The sequence below is a fragment of the Ammoniphilus resinae genome (genome assembly GCF_017873965.1).
Lineage (GTDB): Bacteria > Bacillota > Bacilli > Aneurinibacillales > RAOX-1 > Ammoniphilus_A > Ammoniphilus_A resinae.
Genome location: NZ_JAGGKT010000001.1, coordinates 114,590 through 132,900, shown reverse-complemented (window position 1 = coordinate 132,900; position 18,311 = coordinate 114,590). Strand labels below are relative to the sequence as shown.

The 18,311-nt window shown below is 42.0% G+C and carries 15 protein-coding genes; 3 read left to right on the top strand and 12 right to left on the bottom strand.

The window, feature by feature from the left end; all coding sequences use genetic code 11:
• The 5 genes from J2Z37_RS00640 to J2Z37_RS00620 all read right to left on the bottom strand — a co-directional run bounded on the left by J2Z37_RS00640 (position 1) and on the right by J2Z37_RS00620 (position 5,695).
• Entirely contained in the window at positions 1–669 is a 669-nt protein-coding gene (locus tag J2Z37_RS00640; RefSeq protein WP_209807911.1) for a FadR/GntR family transcriptional regulator, read from the bottom strand.
• Between the two features lie 301 nt (positions 670–970).
• On the bottom strand, positions 971–1,924 hold the full coding sequence (locus J2Z37_RS00635) for a D-2-hydroxyacid dehydrogenase (RefSeq protein ID WP_209807910.1): 954 nt from the start codon (positions 1,922–1,924) through the stop codon (positions 971–973).
• A gap of 124 nt (positions 1,925–2,048) precedes the next feature.
• Complete coding sequence (ftsH, locus tag J2Z37_RS00630) at positions 2,049–3,881, bottom strand: ATP-dependent zinc metalloprotease FtsH (RefSeq protein WP_209807909.1); 1,833 nt, start codon at positions 3,879–3,881, stop codon at positions 2,049–2,051.
• 391 nt (positions 3,882–4,272) lie between these two features.
• On the bottom strand, positions 4,273–5,337 hold the full coding sequence (locus J2Z37_RS00625; RefSeq protein WP_209807908.1) for a tartrate dehydrogenase: 1,065 nt from the start codon (positions 5,335–5,337) through the stop codon (positions 4,273–4,275).
• Positions 5,338–5,524: 187 nt separating this feature from the next.
• A complete protein-coding gene (locus tag J2Z37_RS00620) occupies positions 5,525–5,695 on the bottom strand; it encodes a hypothetical protein (RefSeq protein WP_209807907.1) in 171 nt (56 codons plus the stop codon).
• Between the two features lie 162 nt (positions 5,696–5,857).
• Between J2Z37_RS00620 and ytaF the strand changes: the two genes are divergently transcribed.
• Positions 5,858–6,517 carry a sporulation membrane protein YtaF gene (gene ytaF, locus J2Z37_RS00615; RefSeq protein WP_209807905.1) on the top strand — a complete coding sequence of 220 codons (660 nt, stop codon included), beginning with the start codon at positions 5,858–5,860 and terminating at the stop codon, positions 6,515–6,517.
• A 349-nt stretch (positions 6,518–6,866) separates the two neighbouring features.
• Here ytaF and J2Z37_RS00610 read toward each other — a convergent pair whose 3' ends face one another.
• The 6 genes from J2Z37_RS00610 to cyoE form a co-directional block, all read right to left on the bottom strand.
• On the bottom strand, positions 6,867–7,460 hold the full coding sequence (locus J2Z37_RS00610; RefSeq protein ID WP_209807902.1) for a hypothetical protein: 594 nt from the start codon (positions 7,458–7,460) through the stop codon (positions 6,867–6,869).
• A 3-nt stretch (positions 7,461–7,463) separates the two neighbouring features.
• The gene (locus J2Z37_RS00605) at positions 7,464–8,096 is read right to left on the bottom strand and encodes an SCO family protein (protein ID WP_209807901.1); all 633 of its coding nucleotides are present in this window, start codon (positions 8,094–8,096) and stop codon (positions 7,464–7,466) included.
• A 93-nt stretch (positions 8,097–8,189) separates the two neighbouring features.
• On the bottom strand, positions 8,190–9,890 hold the full coding sequence (locus tag J2Z37_RS00600; RefSeq protein ID WP_209807899.1) for a cbb3-type cytochrome c oxidase subunit I: 1,701 nt from the start codon (positions 9,888–9,890) through the stop codon (positions 8,190–8,192).
• Positions 9,891–9,904: 14 nt separating this feature from the next.
• Positions 9,905–10,366 carry a cytochrome c oxidase subunit II gene (locus J2Z37_RS00595; RefSeq protein WP_209807897.1) on the bottom strand — a complete coding sequence of 154 codons (462 nt, stop codon included), beginning with the start codon at positions 10,364–10,366 and terminating at the stop codon, positions 9,905–9,907.
• A gap of 18 nt (positions 10,367–10,384) precedes the next feature.
• Positions 10,385–10,546: a hypothetical protein gene (locus tag J2Z37_RS00590; protein WP_209807895.1), complete on the bottom strand. Its 162-nt coding sequence runs from the start codon at positions 10,544–10,546 to the stop codon at positions 10,385–10,387.
• A gap of 191 nt (positions 10,547–10,737) precedes the next feature.
• The gene (gene cyoE / locus J2Z37_RS00585) at positions 10,738–11,655 is read right to left on the bottom strand and encodes a heme o synthase (RefSeq protein ID WP_209807893.1); all 918 of its coding nucleotides are present in this window, start codon (positions 11,653–11,655) and stop codon (positions 10,738–10,740) included.
• A 175-nt stretch (positions 11,656–11,830) separates the two neighbouring features.
• On the opposite strand from cyoE, the gene J2Z37_RS00580 reads away from it, so the two are divergent.
• Positions 11,831–13,660 carry a UbiD family decarboxylase gene (locus J2Z37_RS00580; RefSeq protein ID WP_209807890.1) on the top strand — a complete coding sequence of 610 codons (1,830 nt, stop codon included), beginning with the start codon at positions 11,831–11,833 and terminating at the stop codon, positions 13,658–13,660.
• A gap of 391 nt (positions 13,661–14,051) precedes the next feature.
• Here the strand turns inward: J2Z37_RS00580 and J2Z37_RS00575 are convergent, their stop codons facing one another.
• Positions 14,052–15,809 (bottom strand): methyl-accepting chemotaxis protein, encoded by a 1,758-nt coding sequence (locus J2Z37_RS00575; RefSeq protein WP_209807883.1) that lies wholly within the window; start codon positions 15,807–15,809, stop codon positions 14,052–14,054.
• 169 nt (positions 15,810–15,978) lie between these two features.
• Here J2Z37_RS00575 and J2Z37_RS00570 point away from each other — a divergent pair, with 169 nt between their 5' ends.
• On the top strand, positions 15,979–18,291 hold the full coding sequence (locus J2Z37_RS00570; RefSeq protein WP_209807881.1) for a copper amine oxidase N-terminal domain-containing protein: 2,313 nt from the start codon (positions 15,979–15,981) through the stop codon (positions 18,289–18,291).
• Positions 18,292–18,311: the final 20 nt, after the last annotated feature.

Sequence of the window (18,311 nt, the reverse complement as noted above, 5' to 3'; positions counted from 1 at the left end):
TTAATTTATATCTTTTGTTAATTCATAGATGACATCGTCAATATGTGCTTTCATCAAGTTCCTTGCTTGTGTCGGATTCCTTTGAGCGATCGCTTCCGCGATCAGGATATGATAGTGGGTAGCCTTTTCTGTCATACCTTTCATCTTGAGAGTTCTCCTTCTACTCGCAACAATAAGATCGCTGATCATATTAAACATTTGAAAGATAATCTCATTTTTTGATGCTTTTGCAATTAAATAATGAAAAAGCATATCTTCTTTTAAAAAATCTTCATTTAACTTAGCTTTACGGTTCATCCCTTTGGCTGCCTGCAAAATAGCTTTTACCTCTTCTTTAGTTGCATGTTCCGCTGATAGGGCAGCCAACTCTGGTTCAATGACCTGCCTAGCTTCAGTTAATTGAATCATTGTTGCATCTTCCAAAAATCCAAAACTGCTTAATGAGTCCTCCTCGGGCACATTCATAATAAAAGTACCCCGCCCTTGTTCTACCTTCAGAATGTTCTGGTTTCCCAAAATACGAATAGCTTCCCGAACCGAAGAAATGCCGACCCCTAATTCCTCAGCTAACTGCTGAACAGTTGGAATTTGATCCCCTGGTTTCCATAATCCCTCTTTAATTCTTTGCTTAATTTTCTCATACACAATCTCGTAGGTTAACTTTCGCATCTTATGAACACCTTTCAATAACTCCCTCTCAACCGTACAAACATAGGATGAATTTCCATATTATATTATTCATCATTCATCTTATGTTTAAAATATTAACAAATAATCATCTGATCTTCAATCATAATTAATAAAATTTTTTATTAATTATTACATCTTTCGTAGTGAAAATAAAAAGGCATTCAGGGACACATTCCTGATGCCTTTTAAAACATACTATTATTTTTTTATCTATAGATTTAAATTATAAAACTCTAATAGATAAAGCTCCATTTGACGTTTGCGTTTTTTATGTACTCGATCAATATTGTCTTGAAAGATCTACCCTATTAGCCAGACTTTCTCCTTTCTGATAAGAAAAATAAAGCTGTTTAAACAATTCTAGCTCCCGCGAAAGTGGCTGTTCCGATATTCCAGAGGTGTGTGGCGAGATCAGAACATTTTCCATGGACCAAAGAGGGCTGTCAGGTGGTAGCGGTTCTTGATGAAAAACATCTAGTCCTGCCCCGCCTATCATTCTTTCATTCAACGCCTGAATCAAGGCCTCCTCATCTACAACGTCACCACGTGCAAAATTAAGGAAGATGGCACTCTCCTTCATTAGTTGGAATTCCCTCGTCCCAATGAAGTGATAGGTTTCTGGCGTTAAAGGAGTAAGAACGAGAATATAATCACTTACCTTTAGGGCTTCATCGAGTCCTTTATGATCAATAATCTGATCGAAATGATCTAACTCGCTAATATTCCTCTTTACCCCGATTACTTTCATATCAAACGCCTTAGCTTTCCGGGCGACCTCTTTCCCAATACTTCCGGCCCCGATAATGCAGAGGGTTTTTCCATGGATTTCACTCCATTTATATTTTCGGTCCCACTTCGCATTCATTTGATTTTTTAAATTCACATGCAGTCCTCTTGAAAAAGAAAGCATCATACCAAGGACTTGTTCAGAAATTTGCTTTCCGTGAACTCCTCTGGAGTTTGTCACAATAATGTTCCTCTTCTTCAGAACTTCAAAAGGTAGTGTTTCCACCCCAGCTGTTAATGTGTGGATCCACTTCAGCTGATCAAACTTTTCTAATACTTCCTCGGTCAGAGCATCTAAAGTGGGGCCGAATCCAATAAGGATATCGGCTTTAGCCATTGGATCCTCAACACCTTTTCGAATATCTTTAATCATCATTTCCTGGCCGATTTCAAGTTCCAACTTCTGGATAGCTGTTCTATCTACCTTATCAAAGGATAAAAGAATCAATAGTCTACCTCCTCTCCTATGCAAATACTACCATGGCAGTGCTTGCTAATCAATATTTTCAAACAATTCTAAAATACAATATTTTAAGACCAAAAGGCCGAACCCCAGCCTAATGGAGTCAGCCTTATGCTGTAACCTTTTCTTCTGTTAAACAAGTCATAAATTCCTCCCCGGTCATCGTCTCTTTCTCAAGAAGTGAGTTGGCCAATTGATGTAGGATATCCATGTTTTCCTGCAAAATTTGCGTAGCTTTTTGATAGGAAGACTTAATAATCTGAAGCACCTCTTCATCGATTTTTGAGGCGGTTTCTGCAGATACCAAGAGCGTAGAATGCTCTCCCAAATAAGGGTTATTAACGGCTTCCAGAGCCATCATGCCAAATGTTTCACTCATTCCAAATCTGGTTACCATCGCGCGGGCAATACGGGTCGCCTGTTCAATATCATTGGAGGCACCAGAAGTAATGGAATGAAAAACCAATTCCTCTGCCGCACGTCCACCCATGAGGGTCGTGATTTTTTCTAGGGCCTGTTCCTTAGTCATTAAAACATGTTCTTCTTGCTCAACCTGCATGGTATATCCCAAAGATCCAGATGTACGCGGAACGATGGTGATCTTGTGCACTAAGGCAGTCTCGCTTTGTCTGGCAGCAACCAAAGCATGTCCAATCTCATGATAGGCAATTTTTAATTTATCCTTCATCGGAATGACGGCGTTCTTTCTTTGATATCCCGCGATTACTAATTCCACCGCCTCCTCTAGGTCGCTTTGCAAAACCTGTTTGCGGCCAAATCGGACTGCTCGAAGCGCTCCCTCATTGATGATGTTTGCTAAATCGGCTCCGGAGGCACCCGGTGTCGCCTTGGCAATCGCGTGAAGATCAACGTCCAAAGCTAGCTTCACTTTGTTCCCGTGAACCTTCAAAATTGCTCCCCGCCCCTGTAAGTCTGGCAACTCTATAGGGATCCTCCGATCAAATCGACCCGGTCTTAGCAGGGCTTTATCCAAGATTTCTGGACGATTCGTTGCCGCCAGAATTACGATCCCTTTATCCGCATCAAACCCATCCATTTCTGCCAAAAGCTGATTCAATGTTTGTTCCCGCTCGTCGTTGCCATTGAGAGAGGAGGCATTGCGGCTCTTTCCAATCGCATCAAATTCATCGATAAAAACAATGCAGGGAGCATTTTCTTGTGCTTGCTTAAATAAATCCCTCACCCTTGCTGCACCCATCCCAACGAACATCTCAACAAACTCCGAACCCGTAATGGAAAAGAAAGGAACCTTGGATTCTCCAGCAACGGCCTTTGCAATGAGCGTTTTTCCGGTTCCAGGCGGCCCCACTAACAAAACACCTTTGGGAACCTTTGCACCTACCTCCTGATATTTTTCCGGGTGATGCAGGAAATCCACAATTTCTAACAGAGCCTCTTTCGCCTCATCCTGCCCTGCCACATCTGCAAAAGATTTGCCCGTATCCGTCTTCATGTAAATCTTTGCGTTGCTCTTTCCATAGGAAGGACCATTCCCCATCCCTCCAGGTTTGTTGATCATGCGTTGAGAAAAAAGCTGAAAGAGCCAAAACATGACCAACAATGGGAACAGCCAGGTTAAAATAAAGTTAAAGAATGAAGAATTTTCTTTTGGAATAATCCGCGTAAATTCCACCTTGGCATTATGCAGTCGATTAACTAACTCCGGATCATCCATCCGTCCCGTTACGTACGTGGACTCATACCCCTGTTCACTAATAGCCACATAACTTATTTCAGTGTCCTGAATTTGTACCTGTTTTACCTTCCCATTTTCGATTTGGGTCAAGAATGTTCCATAGTCAACTGGGGTGATCTTCGGCTCTTCGAATAGAGGAAAGAAAAAGGCATTCAGAATCATCACACCAATGATTGCAATGATTAAATAGAAATAGGTTTGGTTTGTATTTTTTAACCCCTTCATACTTGGTTCTCCTTTTGAGGTCGGTTTCAATCCTATTCTATCACCAGAAAAAGGGGGTTACGTATAGTAGTGTTGTATTTTGTGTGACAGTGGTAACCCTTAAGGTTGGTTGGGTTTATGAGGGGGACTAAAAGAGACGAGTAGGTGGAAGAAGACCAATTAAGCCGATAAATCCCCCTTCAGATAGGCCGTATAGTTGGAGATTCTCCACTTGAACCTTTTAAAATGCTGTCCTTGGCCCTTTGTAACAAGCTTAAGTGGATTTTCTCCAATTATTGAGAGGATTTTTACCCCATGAAGACATGTTAAGTGGAGAAAATCCAATTAAAGTGGATCTGCGGCCGAATAAAAATGCGGGGTCAGACCTAGGCCTGACCCCGCATTCCACTTTTTACTTCGCTTTCTCTTTAAAGATCCTAGCAATCTCTTCGGCCACTTCTGTCGTGCTTGCCTTTCCACCAAGATCTGGGGTGACGAAGCCGGATTCGATGACATCTCCAATGGAATCTAGTAAAAGACTTCCTGCATCCTCAAAGCCAAATTGGTCAAGCATCATTTTTGCTGTCCAAATTTGTCCAATCGGATTAGCAATTCCTTTTCCGTATATATCCGGTGCGGAACCGTGTACTGGCTCAAACATGGACGGATATTTTCCGTTTAAGTTAATATTTGCAGCTGGAGCAATTCCGATGCTTCCAAGGATTGCCCCACCCAAATCACTTAAAATATCACCAAATAGGTTACTGGCTACAACGACATCCAATGTTTCCGGACGTGTTACAAAATAGGCTGTTAGGGCATCAATATGATACGCCGCCGTATCAACATCTTGATAATCCTTTTTAACTTCGTCAAATACCTCATCCCAGAATGGCATTGAGTGGAAGATTCCATTGGATTTGGTAGCACTTGTCACATGATTTCTGCGCTTTCTTGCCAATTCAAAGGCGAAACGCATGGCTCTTTCGGAGCCTTTCCGAGAGAAGATGGCATTTTGAATAGCAAGCTCGTCTTCCCCTTTATAAATCCGTCCACCAACCTGGCTGTATTCCCCTTCACTATTTTCGCGAACAACAACCAAATCAAAATCACGCGGATTGACTAGCGGGGATTTCAACCCTTTGAAATATTTTGCTGGACGAAGATTGATCGATTGCTCAAATTCCCGGCGAATCTTAATAATGAAATCCCATGTAGAAACACGGTCTGGAACTAATTTAGCATTCCCGATCGACCCTAAGAAAACCCCTTCATAAGCGCTCAAAATATTAATTCCGTCATCCGGCATCATTTTCCCATGTTCTACATAATAGTCACTATTCCACGGGAATTCAGTAAATTCAAATTGGAATCCTCCATGTACTTCAGCTACAGTATGAAGAACATCTATTGCTGCTGGCACGACTTCTTTGCCAACTCCATCCCCAGGTACGACTGCTAGTTGAATTTTTCTCATTTGTATCGGTCTCCATTCTGATGATTTTTGGGTCAGGCAAAAATAATCTATTAATTAATTAATATTATATGATTCGGAGAATAATTAAACAATAGAAATGAGAGAAATGGGGAGAAAAATGAAAATAGGAAAAGTGCACTGTGCACTCTCCCATTCTATTGCATGCGAATATGCTCACGCTCTATTTTTACAACTGGTTATCCACTTTGTTTCCAACAGTGTCCGTGTCAAAAAGATCCTCGGTATCCGCCATGGTTTGCTGATTGTTCACGTCGTTCATCGTTGTGTAAGGATTCCTTGTTCTTTTCGGCTTAACCCCCAGTTCATACTGGAAATACCATTCATCTGTTTCGTACATCGTTCATCCCTCCTCTTGACCTTTTCAAATATAGGATGACTCAAACTGGAAGAAACATGCGGAATAAGAAATTAAAATCAAGCCGTTCGCCCTTTCGGAAACACTAGCCTGCTTTTTGAATATATTACCGTAGTCAAAATTCTTTAGTTAGGAAGTGGCACGGTGTTTGCTTATCTCTCCCTTTTTGCACTAGCCTTTGCAGTGAGCTTGGATGGTTTTGGGGTAGGTTTGAGTTATGGATTAAGGAAAATTAGGATTCCCGCTTTCTCTGTTCTTATCATTACTTTCTGTTCCAGTCTAATGATTTTACTTTCTATGGGGCTCGGGGAGTGGTTAGCGAGTTTTACAAATGTGGATACGCAAAGAAACATAGGCGGTTGGATCTTAATTATTGTTGGTTGCTGGACGCTCGTCCAATTTTTTCGTAGTAAGGAGACTACCACAGCTTCTGAGCATCCACCCAATCACGATACCCCTACACAGGTTTTAAAAATAAATATTAAAACTTTTGGGCTTGTCATTCAAATTTTAAGAATGCCTTCTGCGGCTGACGTGGATCGGTCGGGGACGATTACGGGCTTTGAAGCTGTTTTGCTAGGGACTGCCTTATCCTTGGATGCCTTTGGTGCAGGGTTCGGTGCTTCCTTATTGGGGTTCTCCCCTTGGCTCACCGCAGCTTCTGTTTCCATTTTTAATTTCTTGCTCATTTCCTTCGGAATGAAAGTTGGATTTACCCTTGCCAAAGTGAAAAAATTACAGCTTCTATCCTTTATTCCAGGCATCATTCTAGTGATGATTGGATTCTTTAAATTGATCTCCTAATAGGGGATTTGACTGGAATAGCGGCTTCTCTGTCCGCCTGCCCTCTTGACGGCCTCTAGGCGGACCTCAGAGCCCTTATTCCTCGAAAATCCCCTGAATTTGATAGCCATCCGGACCCAGAAGCCGCTATTTCCCCTTTACGGGTCAAATTCTCTCAGATTTGAGGCAAATAGCGTCCGCTGAGTCCGCTTGACCCCATTGGAATGGGGCTTTGACTGAAATAGCGGCTCCTCTGTCCGCCTGGACTCCTGGCGGACCCTAGGCGGACCCCAGAGCCCTTATTTGTCGGAAATTCCCCGGAATTGCTGCCCATCCGGACATAGGTCCGCTAACAACAAAAAGCTCATCCCTATTCATCGGATGAGCTCATATCTTCTGGTGGAATCCCTTCATATTTCGATGGGTCAACAACAAAGGCGTAGATTAAATAGACAATCATTCCTATACTTGTTGTCAAGAATCCCCAACCTAGGGTGAATTGATCAATCACTAAATAGCTGTTACATAATTGCACTGGGGTAAGTACATATAACAATCCCATAACAATAAACAAGAGGGTGAAACCAATCAGTACCACATGTCGTCCCCATTTGCTGAGCTTCATCCAGCTGTCTCGCAAAGGAACACCAGCTAGGAACGGTATGCTAATGAATTTAAAAAGTTCTACGGCAGGGATCGTCAACGCTTCATCCATCGTTCGTGGAATTGTCCAGTAGACCATGATAATTGAAAATAAAACAATCCCTGGAACCCCATCCCCATTCCATTTGCTAAAAAATTGGGGGAATCGCTTTTGAAAAAATGGTGCCATAAAAAATCCGGAAGCTACTAACATGGGCATCTGCATATGCATATGCAAGACCATGATCGATTCCAAAAAATGCACCACAGGAGGCATGGCTAAGAAGATATAAAGCAGTAATCCATAAAACACTTGTGTCATAGATTACGCCCCCTTTTCACCATCCAAGATCTTTACAATCTTGTCTGCAGCTTCATCTACCTTTTTATAATCCAGTACATTCATTAAACTACCCTTTTTATCAACCAAATAAAACGCAGAATTATGCGTGAAATTTCCATATCCATCAGGAATAACAATGACACCAAAGGCCTTTAACAATGCATCCAGTTCCGCCTTGTTTGGAATCCTTGCCATTCTCCAAGTTTCTCCATCACTTTTAAAATAATCTTTATACTTATCTAATGTTGCCGGGTCATCCCGGGTTGGATCGAAACTAATGCTCAGAAAGACAATGTCTTTCCCCATATATTCTTTTGGGATTTGTTGGTAAACCTGTGACATATTCATCTCTAATTGTGGACAAACCGTAGTACAGGACGTATATAAAAAGGTGATTAAAACATACTTACCTTCAAATTCGGAAATGGAGTAGTTTCGTCCTTTGCTGTCCTCGAAGGTAACATTCGGAAACTTAGGCTGTTCATCAACGAGTCTATTCACTCTTGCAGCTTCTGCCGTAAAAGCATTGAGCCCGTCAGTTCCTACATAAAACAAGATACATCCAAATAACAAAACAAGAATAAGTGCGATTTTATTCGTTGAACTCTTGATCATAATGATCACTTCCAAATCTATTATAGTAAAGAGATAGCCGCACCTTGAGCTATCTCTTTATCACTAGTTATTTTCCCAAGATCAAAAGATTGATTACCATGTTTTGAATGGTGGTGATCCTGGAGGTGCATTTACGATCATGTCTGTAAGAGGGATGACATAAGCCATTGCAACGACGATGATCAGAAGAGCCACCCATAGTCCCCAACGCTCTGTCCAATACCCGGTAACGTCACCAACTTCTGCTTCAGCGATTGGGAATTCCTCTTCACCTTTTGGTGCGAAGAACATCAAGTTGAATGCAGCATACACTTGCATAACGGCGGCGATTACCAATAGGATTGCACCGAGTCCGATTAATGTCATGTAAGGATTCCAGCTTAATGCTGTTGCGTTATCAAAGTAAGTTGTAAAGGCTGTTCGACGAGGTGAGCCAAACAAACCAACGGTATGCATAGCACCTGACATAAAGATCATACCTACTGTCCAAAGAATGGTTTGAACAACACCAAATCTGTTCATTTTGCGAGTCAATACACGTTTGGATACGTGTGGGATCAACCAGTAACTAATTCCGAAGAAGGTAAGGGCAACAGAGATCCCTAATGTTAAGTGGAAGTGCCCTGTGATCCATAATGAATTGTGAACAACCTGATCCAATTGGTTCGTACTTTGAGCGATACCACCTGCACCTGCTGGGATAAAGCCGATCATAGCGATCATAGGTGCTAAGAAGCGAACATCGCCCCAAGGCATCTTTTTGTACCAGCCAAGTAATCCTTTTCCACCTTGTCTTCTTGACGTACGTTCAAATACAGCAAACATTGCGTAGGCAGTCATCAAGGATGGGAAACCAATAGCCAAACTCATAAATACGTGCATAAATTTGATTGGTTCTTCAATACCTGGGTCAATAATCTGGTGATGGAATCCACCGGTAATATTCATAATAACGAGAGCAATAACAACGACACGAGTTAATGTGTCATTCCATCTTCTTCCACCGATTAATTTTGGTATCACGACATACCATGCTGAAACAGCTGTCATATACCAGATATTTACATAAGTGTGTCCAAAAGCCCAAAATAAAGTACGTGAAAGCATAACGTTAATCGTATCTACCCAACCTAAAGACCATGGAAGAACCAATACTAGAACTTCTATCGCTACGGGAACACTTCCGAAGAACAATAGGACAAATACACCAGTAGCAAAGAATGAAAGAATCGGAACATGTTTACCAGGATTTTGTTTTCTCCAATTTGCCACCTGGATGAAAGCTCCAAAACAACATAGCCAAATCCCTACAACAATTAAAGCCAAACCAATGTAGTAAACAGGTGAAGCGGCCATTGGCGGATAAAAAGTATACATAACAGACGCTTGATTCATCAAGATTGGAATAACCGCCAAGACAAATCCCGCGATCTTCAAGGCAAATCCAGTCCAAGCCATCTTCCTAACTTTCGGAAGCAGTCCCCCTAAGGTATGGGACATCGCTGCATAGAAATACCCAATACAAAAGAATCCCGAAAATACAACAACTAGAAGCAAACCATGCGCAGTTAATACCTGGTAGTAATGTTGTGGAGATAATTCCATGAAACCAGCACGGTTCAACCCTTGTAGTAAACCTAAAATTCCACCAAGTAACAATGCTGCAAAGGCAACAAACATATAGGTTTTAGTAAACTTTGCGTCCTGTGGGTTAACACCCAACATTTTACCTGTTTTTTCTTTAAATGAGCGTGTGACTGATTTATCATTTAATGAATGCGGTACTGTAGCCATTTATCTTCCCTCCTTTATTTCACGGTGATCGTGGTAGCCATCATTTGGTGACCTGCACCACAGTATTCGTTACATAGAACGAGATATTCGCCTGGTTTATCAAACTTTTGTGTGATCTTTTGAATATGCCCTGGCATAACCATGGCGTTGATGTTTGTATTAGCAACCTGGAAACCATGTACAACGTCTTTAGAAGTCAAAGTGAAATGTACAGTGGATCCAGCTGGAAATTCAAGTTTACCTGGGTTAAAACTAAACACTTGCAATGTCATGACAACTTCATACTCGTTATCCCCGATTTGTTTCACACCAGGATTATCAAATGGTGCCGTTTGGTCTACTTTCTGTGGATCAATGGTTTCCATATTGCTTGGTGGTCCCATTTCTAAAGCATAGGATTGGTAACCGGTCGCAAGCATGAATAGCATAATCATTCCAAAGCTTAGTGTAAGCCATACTTTTTCAGAACGATGCATTATTTACAACTCCCTTCTTTATACTCTTGACATATACAGTCCGTATAGGACGATATAGGTTAATAAAATAACTGCTCCAACGACTCCGACAGAGATGAAGGTTCCAGCACCCACTAGGGAATGTTCGTGCTCCTCAACCTCAACCAGTTCTTCCACTTGGTCTGTTCTTGTAACTTCCATCTATGTTCAACCTCCTCTTGTTCTTCATGACCCTATTGTAAGTGAAACTCTTTCTCAAATATGTGAGTTGCATCACAATAGACCTGCCTAAAAGTGTGACAAATTTTTGAACGAAAAATAAACAATATATGTCTTAACAATAAAAAAACCTGCGTACACCGAAGGTGTACACAGGTTTTTTTGATTAAACACTATTGAAAGGGCGGCAATGTAACGATAATAACCAACAAGAAAAAAATAGTGAGATAATTTACCGAGTAAAGAAAAATCATTTGAGCCCATTTCATATCATCTTTCATAAAAAAGCCGCTTATGCAGAGAACGATCCAGCCGATATTTAGAATGGTAGCAATCACAATAAAGGTTGTCCCAAGCATGCCCAAATAAAATGGCAGAGGAAGTAAACAGGCGACATAAACAAATACTTGCCGTTTAGTCATGGCAAACCCATGAACTACTGGGAGCATCGCCACTTTTGCAGCTTTGTATTCTTCATACTTTTTCATCGCAATCGCAAAGGTATGCGGCATTTGCCAAATAAATATGATCAAAAAGAGGATAATTGGAACAATGTGAAACCCTGAAGTGACCGCAGTCCATCCAATCAGGGGGGTCACTGCTCCAGAGATACTTCCAATGACAGTATTTAAGGAATACCTCCGTTTGGACCACATTGTATACAATACAACATAAGTGAACCATCCAATAAAGGCGTAAATGGTGGCTTCCATGGTGGTAAAAAGTAAAACAATAAAGCCAAGGACAGTAAGGACAATTCCCATGGTTAAAACGGCGTTTAGGGAAAAGTGCCCTGTTACCGTGGGGCGTTTTTTCGTTCTTTCCATAATGGTATCTATATCTACATCGTACCAGTTGTTTATAACCAAAGCACCAGCCATCACAATTGTACTGCCAACGATCGTCAATAAAAAGAGATTCAAATGATCCATAAAGGAAGCATTAGTAAAATAGATCGCTAGCCAGAATCCGCTTAAAACAGGCAGAACGTTTGCAATTAAAACTGGAGCTTTAAATAAGGACCTTAAATCTGAAAGTAGAGTCGAAATACTCCGTGTATTAGATAAAGTAATTTTGGCCATTTTCTCCATTTTTTCCTCCGTGCACTTTTCTTAAAACTTATCCTCCTCACCTATCATATCAGATTATAACACGTTCTCTATATTTCCATTAGGAAATTTGCGTGAACCCATTCCTTTACATGCAATAATTTTTGCTTTTGATATACTTTAAGATAAAGAAGATAAGGTTGGAGGTTGCCTGGGAATGTATCGAAATTTGGAAGAATGTGTAGTTAATTTGGAAAAGCATGGACATCTGGTTCGGATCCGCGAGGAGGTCGACCCCCATCTCGAAATGGCTGCTATACATCTAAAGGTGTATGAAGCTGGTGGTCCTGCATTATTATTTGAAAATGTAAAAGGATCAAAGTTTCGGGCGATATCCAATCTTTTTGGCACCATCGAACGAAGCAAATTTATTTTTCGGAGCACTTGGAAGGACGTTCATGATGTCATGGCCCTAAGAAATGACCCAATGAAAGCATTGAAAAATCCGTTGAAATATATCCGTACGGGAATCGCTGTTTCCAAAGCATTGCCTTCGAAAAAATCTGGAGGTTCTTCTTTAGCCGTAAATGAAATCCAGATCAGTGACCTTCCGTTGATTCAACATTGGCCAATGGATGGCGGAGCTTTTATCACCCTGCCACAAGTGTACACAGAAGATCCGGAAAAGCCGGGAATTATGAATTCCAATTTGGGGATGTACCGGGTTCAATTGAATGGGAATGAATATAAAATAAATGAAGAGATTGGACTGCATTATCAAATTCATCGCGGGATCGGGATTCATCAGGATAAAGCCAATAAACTTGGCCGTCCACTCAAAGTGAGTATTTTTGTCGGTGGTCCCCCTGCACATACCTTGTCAGCTGTCATGCCACTACCAGAGGGTCTAAGCGAAATGACATTTGCCGGGTTGCTTTCTGGAAGGCGTTTTCGATACAGCTATGTTGATGGGTATTGTATTAGTCATGATGCCGACTTTGTGATTACTGGAGAAATCCATCCGGGTGAGACGAAACCAGAAGGTCCTTTCGGTGATCACCTCGGGTATTATAGTTTGACACATCCGTTTCCGGTGATGAAAATCCACAAAGTGTATGCGAGGTCAAATGCCATCTGGCCATTTACAGTTGTAGGCCGCCCTCCACAGGAGGACACTTCTTTTGGTGAGTTGATCCACCAATTAACGGGTGATGCCATCAAACAAGAAATTCCCGGCGTTAAAGAAGTCCATGCTGTTGATGCAGCGGGTGTGCATCCCTTATTGTTTGCGATTGGCAGTGAACGCTATACTCCTTATCAGCAGGTGAAACAGCCTGCAGAGATCCTGACCATTGCAAATCGTATTCTTGGTACTGGACAACTTAGCTTGGCCAAGTATTTATTTATAACAGCGGAAGAAAGACAACCATTGGATACCCATCAGGAAGAGGAGTTTCTAGGTTATATTTTAGAACGCATTGATTTACGTCGGGATATCCACTTTTATACGAACACGACAATTGATACATTGGATTATTCCGGAACAGGATTAAATAGTGGAAGCAAAGTAGTTTTTGCAGCTTACGGGGATAAGAAAAGGGATTTATGCACAGAAGTGCCTGATGTTTTGCGTGAGTTGCGCGGATATGGGCCAGCTCGTTTGGTGATGCCTGGTGTAGTTGCACTGCAAGGTGATGAATTTAAAGATTATGATCATGCCCGGGAGCAAATGCGGGGACTGTGTGAGGCTCTTCAAGAAAAAGGAGTGGTTTCTTCGTGTCCGATGATTATATTGTGTGATGACAGTGAGTTTGTCAGTGCAACGTTGAAAAACTTCCTGTGGGTCTCCTTTACACGAAGCAATCCATCGCACGATATTTATGGGGTCAATAGTTATTATGAAAACAAACATTGGTCCTGTGATCAGCTGATCATCGATGCTCGGATCAAACCACATCACGCACCGCCATTAATCGAAGACCCGGATGTGGAAAAGCAGATTGAGCGGTTTTTTGTAAAAGGCGGCAGTTTGGCTGGGGTGCTGTAAGGGGCTTGGATTATGGTGGGACTGGGCCTGAGGGTGTGCAAATTAGGTCCGTTCCCCTACCTCAGAAAGGGGGAGATCATCATATATCGAAAGGCGAATTTTCCAGGGATTCTTTGTATGAAGAGGTATATTGACCCTCGGAATCCACGAGATTGGTCATCATCGACCTTATGATGACCAGAGTCACTCTCGGAATTCACAAGATTGGTCATTATCGACCTTATGATGACCAGAGTCACTCTCGGAATTCACAAGATTGGTCATCATCGACCTTATGATGACCAAAGTCACTCTCGAATTTCGCGAGATTGGTCATCATCGACCTTATGATGACCAGAGTCACTCTCGGAATCCACGAGATTGATCATGATCAACCTTATGATGATCAAAGTCACCCTCGGAATCCGTGAGCCCGGTCTTCATCTTCCACCAACTTAAAATGCTCCACCGACCGATTTAACTGTTCTGCCAATTTGGAGACGGAATTGGATGCTTTTACAATAGATTCCATGACACTTGCCGATTGTTGAACGGAAGCTGAGGTCTCCTCCATCCCTGCAGATGATTCTTCAGCGATAGCTGCGACACTCTCCAGCGATTCATTAATTTCTTCACTTTGTTTAAAGATCTCATTTAGCCGATAGGAAATATTCTTTATTTGTCCCTGGATACTCAATATTGAAGTATTGATCTCATTAAATGTATCCCTAGTTATTTTAATTTTCTCTGTCCCTTCGGCTACTTGTGCATAGCTATGCTGTAGGGCGTCTACCGTTTCGTTAGACTCTTTTTGGACGCCCTGTACAATCTCCACAATGTGCCCGATTGAACCCGTGACTTGTTCAGCTAATTTTCGAACTTCGTCTGCTACAACTGCAAACCCCCTCCCATGTTCTCCAGCACGGGCTGCCTCAATCGCGGCATTGAGTGCCAATAAGTTGGTTTGGTTGGCAATATCCTGAATCACCTGAATCAATTGCGAAATTTCCTTCGAACGCAAATCCAATCCTTTAACCTTTTCAATCGATTCTTTAACCCCTAAGTAGATCAAACGAAATTGTTGCTCTGATTCGCTCATTAAATGAAAACCATTATTTGTGAGGTTCAAAACCTTCCCTGAGGCAACATTAAGTTCCATTCCTTGACCACTTGCTTCTTGAATTTGGCGGGTAAAAAGCTGCATCGTCTGTGAAACCTGATTAGCAGACCCCGCTTGACTTTCCGCCCCATTTGACAACTCGTTCATTGTCACAGCAATCTGATGGTTTCCTTCTTTCACCTCATTTGCACCGGCAAATAGTTGGCTCGAGGCATTGACTAATTCAATGGAATTAAGATTAATTCCCTGAATAATTTGTTTAAGATCATCCATCATTTTTTGAATGGAGTTTGTCAAAGTACCGATTTCATCTGTTCTTCTAGAACGAAGGTGAATCGAAAGATCGCCTTCCCCTACTTTTGAAACTTGGTTTGTTAAGTACTTTATTGGATTAACCAAATATAAACTAAAACCATAAACAACAATGAAACTAATGAGTAAAACGACTAGTGTAGAAATCACCATTTTCTTTTTATATGAATCCATCAGTGCATAGAATTCCGTAGCATCCAGGTCCGCTCCCAAAATACCGATCACGTCACCCGAACTGGTCTTAAGCGGTAGGTATGTCGTAATAAGTGCCCCATATTCTTCTGTATCGGAAACCTCAATTTGCATTTCCCCCGTTTCAAATGCTGAAACAATATTTGGATATGTATTGGCATCTTCCTCATCCCCTAACTGGGAAGCCTCCTGATCGTCTAATGGCATGCCATCCACCATATAAAAATATTTAAACCCATTTCCTGTTTGTTCGCGCCCCATGGTATATAAATAGGTTAAACCTGTTTTTTCCCTAATATCATTCAATTCCGTGCGCAATTCTTTGTAGTAATCCGTTTCCCCATCCTGAATCAATATTTCCTTTTGGTACTTGTTGAGATCAATGGTTTTTGCTGCCTGCACAGAAATATTTCCTGCTAAATGGGCTAAAGAATCCTTCGCCAGCTTTACCGAAGAAATATAACTGAGATATGCAAAAGAGATACAGGTAAGCAATACGATAGTTGAAAAGATGGCAATCATTTTAAATCTTAGGCTGTTTTTCATCCAATAAACCCATCCTTCTTAAAAGTTATAGGGCTATAGTACCACTGGGATGTAATATTTTCCATCTAAATATACACCTAAATTCCATCATTTCACTAATGAAATTGCCCCTCCATTCGTGATAAATTATTTCTTGTCTGTTCAAAACTAATAGATGGAGGAATAAAACATGTTACGTTTATCCAAAATAGCCTCCGTTCTTACTACTGCGGCGTTGCTAGCCTATTTGGCAGCTCCGATTCCTGCCAATGCGGCAACGATGTTTAGTGTAATTGGTGTGCAAACCGTTGATGCGAGCGCATCTGGCACAGATTACAAGGACCTTGGCGATGTTAAAGTAAAAGTAGCCATTGCTGATTTGGACCAACAAGATTTCTTTTTCTTACGTTTGCCAACTGATTTTAAAATAAATATTCCTGCTGCCACTAGCAGCAATATAGATATTGCGGGTGCCGTAGTGACGAAACCCGATGGTACGACTGAACCTTTAATTCAAGTTGTAGGAGGAAGCTCAGACCCTTGGAACGATGGTGCGGCGAACCATGTTTCCGTATATTTGACAAACTCCAATGAATTAAAGATCGTTGTAAAAAATCCATCAAAAGCAGCCACTGTGAATGCCGATGCAGATACAATGCTAAAAATTAGTTTGGGCAGTGTTTTTGTTCCAGGTAATACGGATTCCACGATTCAAGCTGTGATTGAAGGGAAAATAGGAAGTACGTTTAAAGACGAGACCATTACGGTAGCAAACAAAGGTGTGGGTCTTGTTTCTGTCTCCGTTGACTCAGGCGTCACCATTCCGGTAAGCGGCAGCGGAACGTTAAAAACCATTCGCTTTAAAGAAGATATTCCTGGTGCCTTTAAATCTGGAAGTGAAAGTATTAAGCTTGTACTCCCTTACGGATTTGAATGGACCAAAGACCAATACAGTATCAACTTTGTTGATGGGGATAGTGGTGCCGTGGGGCAAATGAAGGCCATTCCCTCCAATGACCGCAGAGAACTAATTATTGAAGTTCCGAATGCAACAAAGACGGCCAGCTATTTTACAATTAATCAAGCGGAAATCCAGGCAGTGGATTCAACCACAGCTCATTTCGGCGAAATTAGTGTAGAAGTAAGCGGTCCAAGCTCGACAGACACTTCTTCATTCGTCGTTGGGAACTATACAGATTACAACACAACCGTATCGGCTGATCAAGCGAACATCATCCTCTCTGGCCATTCCGGAGCACAGGATACTAATCATACGGAAATTGGGCAGCTCGTTATCGAGGAAAATGCACCGGGATCCATGCGTGCCGGCGGTACGATTCGCATTGAATTAACCGGTGGCGTAAAATGGGCAGTCGATGAACAAGGTCAATTGGTGGGGCCTCCGCAAATTGCAGCCAATTTATCGAATTTGCAAGGGCTTGAACTTGATCAAACGATTGGAAAAAGCGGGTGGGAACTTGTCGGCAGTTCCGGCAACGCCATCAAAGCCACCATTAAAAATGTCTCCAATGGAACCAAAGGGGCAAAATTGGTGTTAGAAAAAGGCCTAGTAGACATTCCTGCGGATACAACTCCAACGGACGTCCATGCAATCCTTAGCGGGACAGCTGATGTTTCTGGAGATGCCGGGGTTGTAGCTCAAGTGCTTCCACCGATTTCACTCGGATTAGATGGATCATTCCTAAAACCTGTTCAAGGCGGGGTTCAAGATCAAACGATTAGTGATATTGTTGTCAAGGAGTCTGTAGCAGGTGCAATCAGTACAACTGGCGAGGAACCTGCGATTCGCTTTACTTTTGATTCCGGGGTTAAACCGACATCGATCGATCCATCCCAAATTGCGGTTGACGGAGACCTGGTGCTTGCCTCTTCCGATGCGACAATTGACAAGGATTCATCCGGTCACTGGTATATTCAAATTCCAGTCAAATCGGCGAGCACAACGCCTTCTGCGATTACCCTAAAAGGTTTAAAAGTAACAGTGGACCGCACGGTTCCTGAAGGAGAGTTGTTAGTCAAAGTAAATGGATCCATGATTCAGACAGATGAAACAGATGTGGCAGGCAGCATAGCTGTTGCTAAAGTCGTGATCCCGAAAAATGGGAACATCATGAACTCTGCTGTTTTTGTGATTGGGTCGAAGTCCTATACAGTCAATGGACAAGAGAAGACTTCAGATGCTGCTCCTTTCATTGACCAGAATGGACGAACCCAATTACCCGTTCGTGCGGCAGCCGAAGCTTTTGGAGCCATTGTTGGATGGGATCCCGAAGACCAAATTGTAAGCATCTTAAAAGACGGAAAAGCGATCTCTGTACCAGTCGGCGGCTGGGTGATGAATGTTGGCGGAGTATTTTTGCAAATGGATAGCCCAGCTGTCATGAAGGATGGACGTGTCTATTTGCCATTACGAGTCCTATCCGAAGCACTTGGCGCGACAGTTAACTGGGATGCAGAAAATCAAACTGTATATTTGAATTAGTTGGAAGGACTGCCGCTAAG

Excerpts from the sequence above, each read along its gene's own strand:
- J2Z37_RS00580 (WP_209807890.1), top strand. The coding sequence starts at position 11,831 with ATGTATCGAAATTTGGAAGAATGTGTAGTTAATTTGGAAAAGCATGGA.
- J2Z37_RS00625 (WP_209807908.1), bottom strand. The coding sequence starts at position 5,337 with ATGAGAAAAATTCAACTAGCAGTCGTACCTGGGGATGGAGTTGGCAAA.
- J2Z37_RS00575 (WP_209807883.1), bottom strand. The coding sequence starts at position 15,809 with ATGAAAAACAGCCTAAGATTTAAAATGATTGCCATCTTTTCAACTATC.
- cyoE (WP_209807893.1), bottom strand. The coding sequence starts at position 11,655 with ATGGAGAAAATGGCCAAAATTACTTTATCTAATACACGGAGTATTTCG.
- J2Z37_RS00605 (WP_209807901.1), bottom strand. The coding sequence starts at position 8,096 with ATGATCAAGAGTTCAACGAATAAAATCGCACTTATTCTTGTTTTGTTA.
- J2Z37_RS00620 (WP_209807907.1), bottom strand. The coding sequence starts at position 5,695 with ATGTACGAAACAGATGAATGGTATTTCCAGTATGAACTGGGGGTTAAG.
- J2Z37_RS00590 (WP_209807895.1), bottom strand. The coding sequence starts at position 10,546 with ATGGAAGTTACAAGAACAGACCAAGTGGAAGAACTGGTTGAGGTTGAG.
- J2Z37_RS00610 (WP_209807902.1), bottom strand. The coding sequence starts at position 7,460 with ATGACACAAGTGTTTTATGGATTACTGCTTTATATCTTCTTAGCCATG.
- J2Z37_RS00570 (WP_209807881.1), top strand. The coding sequence starts at position 15,979 with ATGTTACGTTTATCCAAAATAGCCTCCGTTCTTACTACTGCGGCGTTG.
- J2Z37_RS00640 (WP_209807911.1), bottom strand. The coding sequence starts at position 669 with ATGCGAAAGTTAACCTACGAGATTGTGTATGAGAAAATTAAGCAAAGA.
- J2Z37_RS00595 (WP_209807897.1), bottom strand. The coding sequence starts at position 10,366 with ATGCATCGTTCTGAAAAAGTATGGCTTACACTAAGCTTTGGAATGATT.
- ftsH (WP_209807909.1), bottom strand. The coding sequence starts at position 3,881 with ATGAAGGGGTTAAAAAATACAAACCAAACCTATTTCTATTTAATCATT.
- J2Z37_RS00600 (WP_209807899.1), bottom strand. The coding sequence starts at position 9,890 with ATGGCTACAGTACCGCATTCATTAAATGATAAATCAGTCACACGCTCA.